Annotated in this window: 18 protein-coding genes and 1 tRNA gene; all 19 read right to left on the minus strand. The window is 63.1% G+C overall.

Going from position 1 to position 14,644, the window contains the following annotated elements; translation table 11 throughout:
• Positions 1–37: 37 nt before the first annotated feature.
• Positions 38–406, minus strand: coding sequence for a head decoration protein (locus ACJO2E_RS08560; protein WP_406963457.1), 369 nt, complete (start codon positions 404–406; stop codon positions 38–40).
• A 51-nt stretch (positions 407–457) separates the two neighbouring features.
• Complete coding sequence (locus ACJO2E_RS08565) at positions 458–1,792, minus strand: S49 family peptidase (protein ID WP_406963458.1); 1,335 nt, start codon at positions 1,790–1,792, stop codon at positions 458–460.
• 48 nt (positions 1,793–1,840) lie between these two features.
• Positions 1,841–1,915: transfer RNA gene (locus ACJO2E_RS08570), tRNA-Met, on the minus strand.
• 293 nt (positions 1,916–2,208) lie between these two features.
• The gene (locus tag ACJO2E_RS08575) at positions 2,209–3,822 is read right to left on the minus strand and encodes a phage portal protein (protein WP_406963459.1); all 1,614 of its coding nucleotides are present in this window, start codon (positions 3,820–3,822) and stop codon (positions 2,209–2,211) included.
• A complete protein-coding gene (gene gpW, locus ACJO2E_RS08580; RefSeq protein ID WP_406963460.1) occupies positions 3,822–4,028 on the minus strand; it encodes a gpW family head-tail joining protein in 207 nt (68 codons plus the stop codon). Before gpW ends, ACJO2E_RS08575 begins: the two co-directional genes overlap by 1 nt.
• Complete coding sequence (locus ACJO2E_RS08585) at positions 4,028–6,043, minus strand: phage terminase large subunit family protein (RefSeq protein WP_406963461.1); 2,016 nt, start codon at positions 6,041–6,043, stop codon at positions 4,028–4,030. Before ACJO2E_RS08585 ends, gpW begins: the two co-directional genes overlap by 1 nt.
• Positions 5,967–6,485, minus strand: coding sequence for a terminase small subunit (locus ACJO2E_RS08590; protein ID WP_406963462.1), 519 nt, complete (start codon positions 6,483–6,485; stop codon positions 5,967–5,969). The genes ACJO2E_RS08585 and ACJO2E_RS08590 overlap by 77 nt, the downstream gene beginning before the upstream one ends.
• A 96-nt stretch (positions 6,486–6,581) precedes the next feature.
• A complete protein-coding gene (locus ACJO2E_RS08595; protein ID WP_406963463.1) occupies positions 6,582–6,905 on the minus strand; it encodes a hypothetical protein in 324 nt (107 codons plus the stop codon).
• Between the two features lie 3 nt (positions 6,906–6,908).
• The gene (locus ACJO2E_RS08600; RefSeq protein WP_406963464.1) at positions 6,909–7,469 is read right to left on the minus strand and encodes a hypothetical protein; all 561 of its coding nucleotides are present in this window, start codon (positions 7,467–7,469) and stop codon (positions 6,909–6,911) included.
• Positions 7,470–7,472: 3 nt separating this feature from the next.
• On the minus strand, positions 7,473–8,756 hold the full coding sequence (locus tag ACJO2E_RS08605; protein ID WP_406963465.1) for a hypothetical protein: 1,284 nt from the start codon (positions 8,754–8,756) through the stop codon (positions 7,473–7,475).
• Positions 8,757–8,962: 206 nt separating this feature from the next.
• On the minus strand, positions 8,963–9,271 hold the full coding sequence (locus tag ACJO2E_RS08610) for a hypothetical protein (RefSeq protein WP_406963466.1): 309 nt from the start codon (positions 9,269–9,271) through the stop codon (positions 8,963–8,965).
• Positions 9,272–9,275: 4 nt separating this feature from the next.
• Positions 9,276–9,635 (minus strand): hypothetical protein, encoded by a 360-nt coding sequence (locus ACJO2E_RS08615; RefSeq protein WP_406963467.1) that lies wholly within the window; start codon positions 9,633–9,635, stop codon positions 9,276–9,278.
• A complete protein-coding gene (locus ACJO2E_RS08620) occupies positions 9,635–9,997 on the minus strand; it encodes a DUF1353 domain-containing protein (protein WP_406963468.1) in 363 nt (120 codons plus the stop codon). Before ACJO2E_RS08620 ends, ACJO2E_RS08615 begins: the two co-directional genes overlap by 1 nt.
• Positions 9,997–10,422: a hypothetical protein gene (locus tag ACJO2E_RS08625; protein WP_406963469.1), complete on the minus strand. Its 426-nt coding sequence runs from the start codon at positions 10,420–10,422 to the stop codon at positions 9,997–9,999. The genes ACJO2E_RS08620 and ACJO2E_RS08625 overlap by 1 nt, the downstream gene beginning before the upstream one ends.
• A gap of 13 nt (positions 10,423–10,435) precedes the next feature.
• A complete protein-coding gene (locus ACJO2E_RS08630; RefSeq protein ID WP_406963470.1) occupies positions 10,436–10,771 on the minus strand; it encodes a phage holin family protein in 336 nt (111 codons plus the stop codon).
• A 17-nt stretch (positions 10,772–10,788) separates the two neighbouring features.
• Complete coding sequence (locus ACJO2E_RS08635; RefSeq protein ID WP_406963471.1) at positions 10,789–11,196, minus strand: peptidoglycan DD-metalloendopeptidase family protein; 408 nt, start codon at positions 11,194–11,196, stop codon at positions 10,789–10,791.
• A 236-nt stretch (positions 11,197–11,432) separates the two neighbouring features.
• Positions 11,433–11,753, minus strand: a complete 321-nt coding sequence (locus ACJO2E_RS08640) for an antiterminator Q family protein (protein ID WP_406963472.1) — start codon at positions 11,751–11,753, stop codon at positions 11,433–11,435.
• Positions 11,754–12,073: 320 nt separating this feature from the next.
• Positions 12,074–13,693: a DUF5906 domain-containing protein gene (locus ACJO2E_RS08645; protein WP_406963473.1), complete on the minus strand. Its 1,620-nt coding sequence runs from the start codon at positions 13,691–13,693 to the stop codon at positions 12,074–12,076.
• Entirely contained in the window at positions 13,680–14,591 is a 912-nt protein-coding gene (locus tag ACJO2E_RS08650; protein ID WP_406963474.1) for a primase/helicase family protein, read from the minus strand. The genes ACJO2E_RS08645 and ACJO2E_RS08650 overlap by 14 nt, the downstream gene beginning before the upstream one ends.
• Positions 14,592–14,644: the final 53 nt, after the last annotated feature.

A 14,644-nucleotide genomic window follows, 5' to 3' on the forward strand; every position in this document is an offset into this window, starting at 1 on the left:
TCAGTTGTCCGGGCGCGTTACGCCAGGCGGGGGCTGGTCAGTAGGGCTTGACGATGCTCAGCGGGGTGCCGTCAAAAGCCGCGTTGAGCGTGTCCACGGTCCAGCTGGCGTCGAAGTTGACGACGTGTTCGTTCAGCCAGCCACCCCGGGCAAACTGGCAGCCCTCGGCGCCGCCGCTGGCATCGGTGTCATGGCACAGCGCCCCGACCGGCTCTTCGGAACCATCAGTGGCGGTCTCCACAGACAGAGTCAGTTCGCCGGACGCCGTCACGCGCCCCAGGATGGCGCCACGGGTGAGGTCCTGGCCGGAGGCCAGGGTGCCACGGCCAAAGTCGGCCAGACCGCCGATGATGAGGCTGTCCGGCTGGTACGATTCGGTGCTGCTACGTGCGATCTGGTCGCTCATGGGATTGTCCTCGTGCTCGTATCAAAGGGTTGCCCGCTGCCGGCGGGGCGGTTACTTGCCCGTCCGGCCCGTGGCACGGCGGTAGTCGGAGATCAGGGCCACCGAGGCATCCTGCTTCACCGGGTCGCCATCGGCAGTACCACCGTCCGCCCCAATCTCGGGCTGGTCGGTGTTGCCCATGGCCGCATCCAGCAGGCTGCTATTGGCGGCTGCCGGCGCCTGGTCGGACGCGGCCAGGGTGGCCTTGGCATCGTCCACCGTCATGCGGGTATTGAACGCCAGGTGCTGGGCCAGCTTGGCGCGGCCTTCCGCTTCCTCACACTGGAGGATGCCGGCGACGCGGGCCTGTTCGGCAGCGGTGGCATCGGCAGCAATGGCGGCGGTGTCCACCAGGGTTGTGGTTTCCTCATCCGGGCCGTTGCTGCCGGCCTGGGCCTGGGTGGTGGCCTGTTGCTGCTGGGCCACCGGCTTACGGGTGCTATCGGTCATGGTGCTTACTCCGATGGTTTGGGTGGTTTGGACGTAGTCCGAGAAGGCGGCCAGCATGTCGTGACCGTTAATGAGCTCGTCCGCGAATCCAACATCAATCGCGTCTTGCCCGGTGTAGATCGCGGCCTCGGTGGCCATTACATCGGCGGCGGACAGGCCGATCTGGTCGGCCACCAGGTCCGCAAACGCCGCGCGCAGGCGGTCCGATTCCGACTGGAACCGCTCCAGTACCTGAGCCGGCAGGTTTTCATAGGGGTTGCCCGCCACCTTGAAGGCACCGGAGTGGATCAGCGTCACCTCGATGCCCGCTTCCTCGAGCTGCCGCTCAAAACTGGCGTGCATCATCACCACACCCACGGAACCGCTGCGGGCCGTGGCGGTGGTGTAGCGGTAGTCGGTGCTGCTGTGCAGAGCCATGGCCGCACTACAGGCGGTGTCGTAGGCGATGGAGCCAATGGGCTTGATGCCTCGCAGGTCGTGGATCCGGCGAGCCGTGTCGAAACAGCCACTGACCTCCCCGCCCGGGCTGTCGATGTCCAGCAGGATGCCGGTGACGGTGTTGTCCTGCAGGGCGTCCTCCACCCGGGCGATGATGCCGTCATAGCCGGTCATGCCGGAGAACGGTTGCAGGTGCCCGAACTTGTGCACCAGGCTGCCCTCCACCGGAATCACCGCAATACCGTTGACCACCTCGTAGGGGCGGTTGCGGGGCCGGTCCGGATCAAAGGCATCCGCCCGCATGCGCAGCTTTTCCTGCGGCTCAACCAGGCCGGTCTCGTCATGCAGGCTGGCGATCCCCAACCGGGGCGCCAGTGCGCCGATGAACACCCGGGCATAGCCAGGCTCCAGCAGCAGCGGCGTATTCAGCACGCGGGCTGCGATGTTCTGGTGTCGCATGTGGTTTCTCCGGGTATTAAAAAACCCCACCTGGGCGGGGTCTGGAATTGGTTGCAGAGGCAGGAATCGAACCTGCGACCTCCGGGTTATGAGCCCGGCAAGCTACCGCTGCTCCACTCTGCATTGTCTGAATCGGCGGACCCCATCCGGGTCTTTGACCCACCGTCGGCTCTGGAGTCGTGGCTTCGCTTTGCGGGCAACGCCACGCGGCAATCGGCACCCACCCTTCCAGCTCAACCGCACAAAGCACTGTTCTTCGGCGGTAAGTGGCAAGCCTGAAATATCGAACGCTTCTTCTCTCGCGGAACGGTACCCCACGTGCTCGAACTTTTGGGCAAACTCTGCGTAGGGGCTGGGCCTGCCGAGGCCCTCGGCCATAAAACTGCTCATGCCCACATTGGCCGTTTTCCAGATCTTCATACTGTCGCTCCTGCCACTTCCGGCTGTTCCTGATCCGGCGCCAGCGCCTGGGTGTTCATCCAGCTGGGCGGCGGCAGGCCGGCACTGCGGCGTTCCTCGATCTCGCGGACCTGCTGGGCGAACACCTCCTGATAGTCCTCGCCCATCTTGGCCAGCTCCTTCTCGTAGGTGGACAGGCCGGACTCGATGAGTAGCACGGATTCCTTCACTTCCTTCAGGCCGTCGATGGCCATGCGGCCTGAGCCGATCCATTCCGCGTTACACCAGCTCGCCTTGGCCTGGTAGAAATCGCGAGTGGCACTTCGCGGAAGCTGGATCTCTCCCCGGTCCAGGGCCTCCTCGAACCAGAGCGAGAACACCATGGAGGCGAACCGGCTGGCGATGATCTTCCGGCGGCCCATGTAGTATCGCCAGCCTTCCATCATGCTGGCCCGGGCGCTGCTGTAGGTGGTCCTGCTGTAGTCCTTGGCCAGTTGCTCGTAGGGCACGTTCAGACCGGCGGAGATCCAGCGGATAATGGAGTTCTCCAGCTCGCTGAACCCGTTGTCCGCATTGCTGCTGGTCATCAGGTTGAACTTTTCACCCGGCATCAGGTGCGGGATCTGCACACCATTGAGCCGGATGTCCGCGCCCTGGTGATAGTCCTGGAGGATCTCCATGTACTTGTGCAGGCCGTCGGGATCAGTCTCACCACCGATCAGCTCGAACGCCGCCTCGGGGCCCATCTCCGACTCGATCACAGCCGCATACATGGCGTTGACGATGGCGTTCTGGAGCTTGGTCTGTTGCAACTTGGCGAGCTGGGGCAGCTGCTCCATCACCGACAGGAACTGGTTGGCGCCACGGGTCTGGCCGTCGCCACGGGGCTCGAAAACATGCAGGAACTGTTGCCGGCCCCAGCTGGTCTCCCGGGGTACCCGGGTCCAGTTGTAGCCCAGGCCGTTGCTGCCGAACCCGGCGCCCATGGTATCGTGGTTGCGCACCCAGTAGCCGACAGCCGCGCCATACCGATCCACGTCCACCCCGCCCCGCCGGTTGTTGGTGTCCGGCAGGTTGTTGGGGTTGCTGATCCGGTGGCAGTTAATCAACTTGATGGCGGTGCGGAAGGGGGTGCCACCACGGTTGATCCATTCCGCGCTGCCGGCGGCTTCGCCCACGGTGCTGTGGTTGGCAACGACTTCCCGGACCATCATGGTCAGGGTGCGCTTGCGTTCGGCATCCACCCAGCAGTTGACGGGGTCTTCCGCGTACTCGGTAAAGGCGGCCTCCACGTCGGCGGCAAACGCCCGGGCGTCCGCTTCGGACATTCCCAGTGCCCGCCAGCGGGGCTTGTAGCTGAGCCGGAACAGGTGCCCCACGATGTTGTCCACGTGCAACTGCACACCGTTGGAGGCAATACCGTGGTTGCGCACCAGGTCCTCCGCCCGGGCATTGCCCTGGGCCAGGTCCGGCAACAGGGCGGCGTCGGCGGTTCGGCCACCCGGGTTCCAGCGACGCAGTTGGCCACCGAAGCCGGCACCAGCGCCGCTGTATCCACCAGCGCTGGCCATGGGCTTACCACTGGCGTCCAGGAACGTGACTTTCGGCTCTTGCTTGGCAACGGCTGACATCAGTATGACACCTTCGCTGGCCGGCGGCGGACCACGCCCGGGTTGAGCTGGGCCTCCAGTTCCGTGATATAGGCCCGCAGCTCCGACCGGTTGGCGGACCGGAACTCCACGGTCTTGCCATCACGCTCGATGCGGACCACGCTCTGGCCGGTCATCAGCTTGTGGTAGGCCGCTTTGGCATCGGCCAGTTGCTGTTGGATCGACATCAGTTTCTCCGGGCCAGCTCAGCAAAGCTGCGCTTGCGGCCTTCAGGCTTGGAAATGGTGACCTTGGTGCCCCGCTTGGCGGGGGCTGCCGGCTTGTCCGCCGGTGTGTCGGTACGCTCCACGGGCTCCGGCATGGCCGGCGCCAGTAGGTCGCCCTGCTTCAGCTTCGCCTCCAGGGCGTCCCACTGGGCGGCCTTTTTGATGTGGACCTTCACCACCCGGGCCGCGTGCAGGGCGTACACCTCGCAGTCCAGCGCCTCATTGCGAACACCGGACTTCAGTTGCCACACCTTGCGGCCACCCCGCTGCCGGGATGGCGCCTTGATCTCGCTGGTGATCTGGTCGTAGTAGTCCGATCGCACACCGTTGTACCAGTGAATGCGCCCCGTCCCGTTGCCGGTCAGCTTCAGGCGGGCATCAATCAGGTCCTTGGCCTTGTGGGTACCAACGATGTGGACCGGCAGGCCGTACTTGGCGGCCTTGGTGGCCTTCGCATTGGTGTCCACCTTCTTGGCCGGGGTGACGATCTCGCGGCTGATGTTTGTCGATTCCCCCTTGATGGCCATGACCTTTACGCCGCGATTCCGCCGGCGGCGAACGTAGTGGTACACGGCGTCGTTGGTGCTGCCGTCGGAGCTGTCGAAACTGGCCGCCGTGACGTGCACCTGGAAGCCCAGCTCATGTTGGTAGCTGCCGAACACGTAGCGGTCCAGCTCGTCCCAGACGGGATCCTCTTTATCCATGCAGCTGGTGGCGGCGGCGATCTCGCCCCAGTACACCAGCCAGCTTTCCTCGTCCCGACCCCAGGCACGGACTACCACGGCCAGGCGGTCCCACTGGACATCCACACCCACCGTCAGCAGCAGGCCGCCAGCCGGTACCGTCAGCTCGTCGTATTCCTTGGCCCGTTCCTGCAGGGCCTCGGTGGTCGGTGCATCGGTGCGGTACTCGTAGGGCAGGCCCAGGCAACTGTTCTCGAAAACGATCATGTCGCTTTCGTCGCCCTTCTCCAGCTCGTGGCGGGCCTTGAGGTACCGCTCCACCAGCATGTGCAGCTTGGAGCCGGGGAACGGTGAATACAGCTCGTTGATGTAGAAGCCGGCCACACCCCTGAACGGACGCTCCGCCACCCACTCACCCCGGCGCACGTTGCGGTTCTTGTCCACGTCGCGCCAGGGCACGCCGCAGTGGGGGCACACATAGCAAGCGGTGTGGGGCTGGGCGCGGCCCAGTACCTCGTCCTCCAGCTCCGCTTTCTCGTCCCAGAAGACGTTATCCCAGGACAGCACGTGGCTATCCCCGCACTCATGGCAGGGCACCATGAACTTGCGGCGGTCACTACCCAGGTACGCCTTCTCCACCCGGGACAGCCCCTTCACCGTGGGCGTGCCGCCGAAGATGATCTTGCGGTATTCGTAGGTCTTGGCCCGCTCTTCCAGCAGCTTGACCGAGTCGCCCTGGCCCTTGACGTTGGTGTTGCAGTCGTCCGGTTCCTCGACGCACACCACGGGGGCGGACAGGGACTTCACGTTGTCCGGCGCGTTCGACGCCACCAGCGCCAGGAATCCGCCCGGGAATTTTTTGAAGTCCGTCCGGTTGCCAGTGGTGCGAGACGTGGTCACGTCCACCAGGGGCCGCAGCACCTCCGTGGCCCCCACCATGGGCACGAACTTCTGATCCAGGTACCGCCGGATCGTCTTGTCCTTCGGGAACAACAGCACCACCGGGCACGGATCGTTGTGGATCCGCCGGCCCAGGTAGTTGTTCCAGACGCCATCCGTCCACGCCACCTGCGCGGACTTCATGCAGACCACTTCCTTGGTGGCGGGATCGTCCAGCGCATCTAGCATGCCGGGCACCCACGGGGTCAGGTCGGTGGAGTACTTGCCCGGCATCGGGCTGCTTTCCTGTGCCAGGTAGCGGTACTCGTTGGCCCACTCAGTTGAGGTGATCTTCTCCGGCGGCTCGAACTTCACCAGGGCCTGGCAGATGATTCTGTCCAGGTTGGCTTTCAAGCGCTGCCAGCTGCTTGAGGACGGATCGAGAATGCTCATTCAGAAGCTCGATATCGAGGTCGATGTCATACAGCGCATCGATCTCGGTCTTGAGTTTCGGGTTGCCGGTCAGCACACCAGTGCGGATCGCCAACACCACCTGTTCCAATCGAGCCCCGATCAGTACGGCTGGTACCAATTCTTCCAGGTCTTTCGCCAGGCCAAGCTCCTCGCGATCGCCCTTGATTCTCTCCAGGCGCTCACGGGCCGACTCGTGGCGCGCGCCATTAACGGCACGCGACACCAGCCACTCGTGAACGTCCTGGGTGTCATACTCGTTCGCCTGCCCCCGGCCACCGGACCGGGCAACCGGAAACGACGGGTCTTTCTGGTAGGCCGTGAAACTGCGTTCAGAAATCCCGAAGATCTCCGCAAGCTCACGCTTGTTAACCCGCTTACCCATCGTAACTACCTGATCTCAAACCAAGGAAGGAAGGCCAAGGACCGCCCAAGTCTGCGAAAAAAGCGCGGTCTGCGCCCCCGTGCGGCCGGCCCCTGCTCAGAAGGACCCGCACGAATCCGAGAAGCCGCGATCCCTTACCACAAAGCGCTCCCGGGAGGTGGATTCGACCCCGGCGTAATCCGCTTTCACTTCCAGGATGACGATCGTTCCGTCTTCCACCTCGATCGGTGGGATGATCCCCAGGTACTTGCCCGCGCCTTCATCAGTCATCGCCACCGGGTTGGTGATCCCAGGTACATCCGCGCCGTCTTCCAGCGTGATGGTCGCCTCGACCGTTGCACCGGTGACGGGGGTACCTTCGTGATCCGTGAGTTCGGGCACCTCAACCACCCGGGTGTTCTCGCGGTAGTAAACGCGCACCGGTTATGCTGCCGCCGCCTGGCTGAACTCAGCCACCACCGTGATGGTAGAGCCAGCGGAAAGGGTTACGTCGCCCTGCTCGAAGGCGCCAGCCGCAAAGAGCTTCCCAGTGGAACCGTCCTTGGTGGCATTGTTCGTCAGGAATGCGCCACCGATGGTGGTGCTGTTGTTGGTGATGGTGAACTCCGCGGCGGCGCCACTGTTGTCCACCGTTTGATTGGCCACTGTGCCAGGGGTCCAGTTCTGACGATTAATCTCGTCATAGCCGGAAACCTCACCCCAACCATCATGGGTACCCATGGTGTCTTCAGCCGCTACCGTTGGCGAGCCATCGGTTAGACCGATGTACCACGGCCCGGCGCCAACCAAACCGCCATCCAGCAACTGGTCCAGACCCTCGTTGACGATGAGGTTTTCCCACTCGGCCACGTGGAGCAGGTTGCCCTCCGGATCGCGGAACTCGGCCCGCCACTTACCACGCGCCAGGGCATTCCCCAGGGGGAGGGAGGCAGGGGCGGCCCCCGCTGCTTTCATGCGGTCTTTTGCTTTGGTCAGGTCTTTCATGGCTCAGTGTCCTGGCTTGATCTTCACGGATTGGTTCAATGCGGGTTTCGAGGTCACGCGGTATTGCAGGGCATCCCGTAGGATGATGGCGCCCATCACCAGATAGCGGACGCCGGCATTGACGATGGCGAAACGGTCGGTTGCAACCGCCCCGGCCCTGACGCTAGCTGTCATCGTGGCCCGGGCATGCATCAGGTCATTGGCGGTACAGGTTGACGACAGCGCCGCTGCCAGATTCACCATCACCGCCCATGCATCGCTGGTCAGAGCGCCGTTCGATATCGCCCGAACCTGGCCAACGCCGGTGCGGAAACTGTCACTGGCAACGGCGCCCGAGGCGATGCTCGCCAGTTGGGCCACCACCGCCAGGTAGGTATCGGTTGCTGTTGCCCCATCGGTCAGTGAGACCAGGGCATTGATGGCCGCCACGAACTGGTCAGCCGCCTGCGAACTCTCAGCCATGGCAGCAGTGAGCGCGCCCTCTGTCTGCCGGCGCATCTCGTCAGCGGCTACTCCCTGCTCCAGCAGATTCACCACCGCCTGGGCCTGGACGGTCCAGGACTCTCCAGCCGCTGCGCCGGCAGACAGGGCAGCGGCTGCACTGGCCAGGGCGTCTACGGTGTCGTTTCCGGTCGCCGCGGATTGCAGGGAGCCAACAGCGGCGGGCTGGTCGCCTGTGCTGTCCGATGCCTGGGCTGCATCCACCAAGGCCATGTTGACCTGTGCAATGGCGCCCAGGTTATCGCTGGCAACCGCCCCGGCGCTCAACGTCGTGGCCGACTGGCACTCTACAGCCCAGGTGTCCCCGGCAGTCGCGCCAGAGGCCAGCAGGTTGGAATCACCGCCTGGTTGGTCTGGGTTCTCCGCAGGCACCGCCGGGTTATCGGAGAATGAGAGCCATGCCCACTCATGAAAGGCACCATTGCTGCCTCGGTAGACATGGACACCAATGCCGGAGTTATCGCTATCATCACCCGCCACACCGGATGCATTCAGCTCAAGATCCCAAACGCCTGGCTCGGGATCGTCGATATGCCAGATTTTCGCCTTGGCATCCTTCGTAGTGGCATCAAAGTTGAATCGGAGGTAGTGCCACCCAGCCCCACGCACATTCGATATCGACGCTGTTCCGTAGGCCTGATAGCTGAACAGCCGATTAATACGCAAGGTTGTCGGATCCGGCACCGCGCCACCCACCGCATATCCGCCGGTGCTACTAAATCGCATCACTGCCGGCGTGTAGTCCGGGTTCGAGATCGAACTGAGATCCCGGAACTTAACGAGCATATCGCCCTCGGCAGACCCGCTAGCGGGCGGCATCCAATCCGCCCCCTGGTCGTTGACCGTACCGGCACCTACGTAGCGAAGGACGTTCCCAATTTCCGGCTCCGCCTCTTCAACAGAAAAGGGGGAAGATCCCACACCAACCCGAGCCCAATCCGATGGAAATGCACCAACCGTATACTGTGAAAAATCGTTGACCGTCTGGACCATCAATCACCCCCGACACGGTCTGCCGCCAGTGATTCAATGTCCACCGAGGCAAGGCCCTGCGCTGCACACAACGCATCAACCTCTGCTTGGGTCAGATCCAGCGGCAACAAGAGCGGGAGGTCATCAACCGTTGAATCCACAGTGGCCGGCGGAAAATCATGAACTCCATCCGGGTCTCGCACTACGGCGATATCAGTGGACAGGTAACGGAACGTCGCTCGGTCGAGGCCATCAATGTCCGGCTCAATGCCGTCATAGGCTGCCCGCGTGCGGACCAGGTAGTAGCGCCGGTTCTCACTCGCAGGCACAGCGCTACTCCACAATCACCAGCACATCCGTAGGCTCACGCGGCGGCACCTTCTTCCATCCGATCACCACCGTCTCACTCGGCTCAGACTCCAACCCATCGTTGTCCACCGTGGTCATGTGGCAGTCCCAGGTACCGTAATCCGGCAGCACCTGGTGCTTGGTCAGCTCGTACTGCTCACCCTCGGCAACCGTGGGTTCGATACTGGTGACCACCTCACCGCACACCAGGCGGTACTCGGCAACCTCGGTCATCGGGTCCAGGGGGGTACCATCTGCACGCTCAGTGGGCGGGGTCCAGGTCAGGGTTTCCGCCATGGCGGGCACGGCCAGCAGGGCCAGCAACATCAGTGCGATCAGTCGCATTACCGTTTCCTCGAATAGATCGGGGCGCCGAACAGAACGACCGCCCAATAGATGGGATAGCGCCAGCGGGCCGGGACACCCTCATGCCGCATGGCATCCAGGAACACCCGATCGGCGAAGGCCTTGCCCCGCTGGGATTCATAGAGATAGTCATGGACAACGGCGGACTTCACCGCCCTGCCCTTGAACGCCGCATACACCACCGGGATCCGGGGTACGCTATCCAGGTCCGTCTTGAACCCGGTCGGCACCACAATCGTCCCGGTGCGGTGGAAGTACATCAGCGGCATGGTCAGCCGCCACTGGCGGGACGCGGTGAACGTCTGGTGCAGCTTCGAGAACATCTGCTCAGCAGCAGGCATCACCGAACCCTCGCAGCCGCCTGGTCAATCCATGACAGGAAGGTAGCCAGCGTGTACCGCTCATCCGGTGCCACCACGCCCTCGCCGATCAGCTCCGCGATGGACTGCCTGGCCAGCCGCACGCCGTACAGCACCAGCTCGCGGTCCGCCTGGTTCAGCGAATCAATGCCGATTTCTTCCAGGGCGTACTCCTGGAACTGCTCCAGTGTGAACTCTGCACCGCCGTCCACCCTCGCCTGCAGGTTGGCCACCGCCTCACGCACACGACCGGCACGGGCCACGGGGTCATCGTCAGCGGCAATCAGCCGCAGGGTCAGCTGGTCGGTCATCAGCTGGGCCGTCATCGGGTTCTTTTCCACTTCCTCCAGCACGGCACAACTCGCCAGTGCCACCACCAGCAGCATGGCAATCAGGGGCTTCAACATGGGACTCTCCAGGTCAGGAAAACTTACGGAGGATGATCTCAGTCAGCAGGCGCTCAACCCGCTTGGCACCGACATAGGCGACGATGCCCGACATGGCCACGGACAGGTCCGCGCTCCACTCGAACAGCTCGATAAACACGTAGTACAGGCCCAGGGACAGAAACCCGGAAGACGCAGCGGCCAGGGCAAACGCCCAGAAGCTCCACCGCTCCTTGCCATCCTTCACATCGTGCAGGTACTTCAGCACCCCGCCTGTCGCTCCGAAGAGGATCACGAAGATCGCGTCCCAATACTCCACAACCTTGGCCACTAACTGCGCGATCCACTTCTCGGGCATCTTGTTGTCCATAGCGTTCCGGTTAACGATCAGGGCTGCTGGGCCAGAATGACCGGCGTCGGATCGATATAGCCGTCATCGGCGGTCATCAGCTCAAAGTGAACATGGGGCGTGATGCCCTGGTAACGGCTGGCAATACTCTGGGCAACGCCAATGCAGGAATCCCGGGAAACCTCATCACCCACGCTGACCAGTGGCTCCACGTAGAACACCCGGTACCGGTACCCGTGGCTGCTCACCTCCACATACCGGAAGGACAGGTCATCTGGGTAGCAATACCCCAGCTTGGTCACGCGGCCAGACACCGGCGACTGGATCCGGGCCCCGGCCTGGCAGATCAGGTCAACGCCGTTGTGCTTGCGACTGCCCCGCGAGTCCCCGAACCCGCCACAGCCAAAACCATCACAGCGGCGGAAGGCCATCTCATACAGGTGCATGGGTCAACTCCGGGCACAAAGAAAAAAGCCCGCCAAACGGCGGGCAAGGCGATTGCAACGACTACTCTTCCCGATCAGTACCAGTAGTAAGCCCCAAACAAGAAAACCCGGCCATCGCTGACCGGGTTTTACGGGGCTCTTGCTGACGAAGGACACAATTTCGTGACCTTACGGGAATAACCCTATATCCGTGCGCGCACGGAGTCAACCTAGACTTAGTATTTTTTAGTCCCGACTTACTCAAATAACCGACCATCCACCCACGCTTCCGCGCTGCGCAACAGCACCCTCACTTGGTCGCGGGACTTGCCGATCTCCTCCCCCACCATCGTGTAGTCCCACCCCTGCACATAGTGGCGCATCAGGGCCTTGCCCAAGGCAGGCTCCTGCCGCTTCAGGCAGGCCACTGCCTGGTCCACCTGCATGGCCTGGTCATCCGGCACGTCACAGCCGCCAGAGGGTGCGTTCATCCGCACCGAGGAATACCCCAGGTTATGGCCGCCACTGCGTACCCAGTCGCCCCACTGTTTCAACCGTAGCTTTGTACTCTCCAGCATCACTCACCCTCGTGTTGTCGTTAAAAACCTGTTGTGCAGGGTATGTGCAGGGTTGGAAATCAACCCTGCACGTGTTTAGCCTTACTCTCCCAATGGATGTGCAGGGTGTGCAGGGTGTGCAGGGGTATGACTACGCGCGCGGGAAATTTTTTTAGCAAGGTGGATGATAAGCCCCCGTAAAAACACGCGCACACGTGCGCGCGGGACAACCCTGCACACCCTGCACACCCTGCACATCCCTTCTGCCCCAAGGGCTGAACGTGTGCAGGGTTGTTTCTGAACCCTGCACAGACCCTGCACATCACCGCCCGCACCCCGGCTCATTCGTCAGTCTCCTTCCGGGTCTTGCGCCGGAACTCAGCCACGCAGCTGCCCAGCCAGTCCATCTTCGGCTTGTCTGCCGGTGGCTTCCCCACCACCAGGCACATGGCCTGGTGCTCCACGTTCATGATCCGGAACCGCTCCCGGGCCTTCAGCTCACGGCTGGCCAGGATGGTGATCAGTTTGGTCTCCGTCAGGGGCCGGTTGCCGGTCTCGTTGCACCATCGCCGGTACACCTGGTAAAGGTCCCGGGTAGTGCAGGCCATATAGGGCGCGTCCAGCTCGCCATCCTTCCATTCCCGGTAGAACACCTCGAACCCCGGCAGGCTGAACTCGATCACCCGTTGCCGCGCCTCCGTATCCAGCGGCTTCGAATGCGGGTTGAAGTCCCCCAGCTCATAGTCCAACAGGTACTGGTAGAACGCCGCCGGCCCGCCGCTGTCCAGCTCCCGCGACACCAGGGCCTGCAAGGGTTCGTCCAGGGTTTTATTGGGCCACACCACCAGGAAGCGGCGATCGGTGGGCTCCAGAGGGAAGGGCTGGATCTCGTTGGACAGGAACACGCCGTTCATATGGTTGGCTTCCTCCCAGCCGGACACGAACTTCTGCTCGATCCGCTGGGTGGTACCGGTGATCATGTGCTTGATCGTCCCCATCTGATTATGTTTTTCCGACCGGGACAGCACTTCCTCGAACACCGCGTACAGCAACCGGCTGCGCCAGTCCGTGTACTGGGACTCCAACTGGTGCTGCCCCAGGATCGACGCATAGCGCCCATAGATCTGGGTCATCACCCGCCCGAAGAACAGGCTCTTGCCACTGCCCTGGACATCGCTGTGGAACAGCAGCGCTGTGTCCAGCTTTGCCCCCACATGCTGTAACGGGTAGGCCAGCCACTTCAGCACCCAATCAAGCACCGCCTTGTCACGGTTGCACAGGTGCCACAGCAGTTTGAGGATACCCCGGCACTCCGTATAGGCGGTGGCAGCCGCCTCCCGGTCAGGCTCCAGCGGTATGCCCGTGAAGGTGTTGATGGTGGTTTCCGGGTCCGACGTCTGGGTGGGGTCGAACACCAGCTGCTCCCGCTCGATGGTCCGCCGGCGGGGGTGTTCCAGCCATCGGTTGAAGTCGTTCGGCAGGTAGGCCTGCAAGGCCTGCTTGGTAACCAGCTGCTGGGTCTTCCGGTCCCATATATCCGTGGTGGGGTAGATCAGCACGTACCGGTCCAGCATCACGTTCACCGGGTCGCTGCCGTCCGGCTTCTGCTGGTACCCGTTCACATCCTGCCAGGTCACCGTCCGCCGGTCCGGGTGCTCCAGCCAGGCCTTGTAGATCTCATTACCCACGGTGGCCTTGATACCACTGCCCTTGAACACCTTGCGCAGGCGGTAGTCGTACACCTTCGTCTCACCATGGATCAGCGCAAACTGCTTCAGGGCCTGGTCGATGTCCATCCGCTCCCCCGCACCCCCTGAATCGGAGGGGGCCGGGGGAGAATCATCACCGCCGTCATCATTACTGGGGTCAACCGGGCCGGCCTCGATCGCGGCCAGGATCTGCTCCCGCACCGCCTCCAGGCCCCGCGCCTTGTGCAGGTCGTTAAAGTCAGTCTGGCTCACGGGCGGGCTCCTCAAACTGCGGGAGTACAAACACACCGCCCACGGCCTGGGCCGCCGCCCTGCCCTTGCTCAGCCCGGGGTTGCCTTCGGTGTCGCGGTCATCGTCACAGGCAATGCAGAAGGTCGCATGGGGCAGGCATGACCGCAGCGCGGTCACCACCGGCGCCAGGTTGCCCGCATCGAACGCCACCGCCACCGGCAACCCCGTGGCCATGTGCAGGCTCGCGCCCGTGGCGTACCCTTCCGCGACCAGCACCGTGCTGTTGTGCTCCCACGTCAGGGAGGGGTCGGAGGGAACGGCCCCCAGCCAGTGAAAGGCCCCCTTCTTGGGGGTACCGGTCAGGAATTTCTTGTTGCCGTCACCATCAATGAATTGCAGCCCCACCAGGGCCAGACCCAGGGCATCCGTATCCTCGCCCGGGCGGGCGTGATACACCGGCACCACCACCTTGCCCCGGCCAAACTTCAGGCCGTAGGCCCGCACCCCCTTACGGTCCAGGTAGGCACTGGTGCCGCTGTCGCTCATCTTGCCCCAGATTTCCCGGGCCCGGGTGGCACACTCATCCGCCGCCTTGCGGGCATCGTCCCGCACCTGCTGGGCCGCCGCCTTGCGCTTGCGCTCGTACTCCTGCCGGTCCGCCTCGGTCAGCTGGCGGGCGTCCACGCCAATGGTCTGGCTTTCGACATCCGGCAGCTTATGGTTGCCATAGGCACCGGCAAACCCGATGGCGCCGGAACTCAGTCGGAACTCATGGACCACATACCAGCCAGACTTCTTACCGCCACGGTCGGCCCGAGGATAGTCCACCGGTACCCGCACGATCTTGCCACTGGAATCCAGGCTATCAACGATCAAGCCCAGGGAACGAAACTGGTCGAGTACTGCCGTTACATCCATGGCAGCCCTCCGGGGAGCTGAAAAGGTGACATGCAAAGAGCCCTCAATGCACT

This window comes from Marinobacter shunpengi, assembly GCF_045449695.1.
Lineage (GTDB): Bacteria > Pseudomonadota > Gammaproteobacteria > Pseudomonadales > Oleiphilaceae > Marinobacter.

Excerpts from the sequence above, each read along its gene's own strand:
- ACJO2E_RS08640 (WP_406963472.1), bottom strand. The coding sequence starts at position 11,753 with ATGCTGGAGAGTACAAAGCTACGGTTGAAACAGTGGGGCGACTGGGTA.
- ACJO2E_RS08565 (WP_406963458.1), bottom strand. The coding sequence starts at position 1,792 with ATGCGACACCAGAACATCGCAGCCCGCGTGCTGAATACGCCGCTGCTG.
- ACJO2E_RS08650 (WP_406963474.1), bottom strand. The coding sequence starts at position 14,591 with ATGGATGTAACGGCAGTACTCGACCAGTTTCGTTCCCTGGGCTTGATC.
- ACJO2E_RS08560 (WP_406963457.1), bottom strand. The coding sequence starts at position 406 with ATGAGCGACCAGATCGCACGTAGCAGCACCGAATCGTACCAGCCGGAC.
- ACJO2E_RS08630 (WP_406963470.1), bottom strand. The coding sequence starts at position 10,771 with ATGGACAACAAGATGCCCGAGAAGTGGATCGCGCAGTTAGTGGCCAAG.
- ACJO2E_RS08620 (WP_406963468.1), bottom strand. The coding sequence starts at position 9,997 with ATGCCTGCTGCTGAGCAGATGTTCTCGAAGCTGCACCAGACGTTCACC.
- ACJO2E_RS08605 (WP_406963465.1), bottom strand. The coding sequence starts at position 8,756 with ATGCTCGTTAAGTTCCGGGATCTCAGTTCGATCTCGAACCCGGACTAC.
- ACJO2E_RS08625 (WP_406963469.1), bottom strand. The coding sequence starts at position 10,422 with ATGTTGAAGCCCCTGATTGCCATGCTGCTGGTGGTGGCACTGGCGAGT.
- ACJO2E_RS08635 (WP_406963471.1), bottom strand. The coding sequence starts at position 11,196 with ATGCACCTGTATGAGATGGCCTTCCGCCGCTGTGATGGTTTTGGCTGT.
- ACJO2E_RS08615 (WP_406963467.1), bottom strand. The coding sequence starts at position 9,635 with ATGCGACTGATCGCACTGATGTTGCTGGCCCTGCTGGCCGTGCCCGCC.
- gpW (WP_406963460.1), bottom strand. The coding sequence starts at position 4,028 with ATGTCGATCCAACAGCAACTGGCCGATGCCAAAGCGGCCTACCACAAG.
- ACJO2E_RS08600 (WP_406963464.1), bottom strand. The coding sequence starts at position 7,469 with ATGAAAGACCTGACCAAAGCAAAAGACCGCATGAAAGCAGCGGGGGCC.
- ACJO2E_RS08590 (WP_406963462.1), bottom strand. The coding sequence starts at position 6,485 with ATGGGTAAGCGGGTTAACAAGCGTGAGCTTGCGGAGATCTTCGGGATT.
- ACJO2E_RS08575 (WP_406963459.1), bottom strand. The coding sequence starts at position 3,822 with ATGTCAGCCGTTGCCAAGCAAGAGCCGAAAGTCACGTTCCTGGACGCC.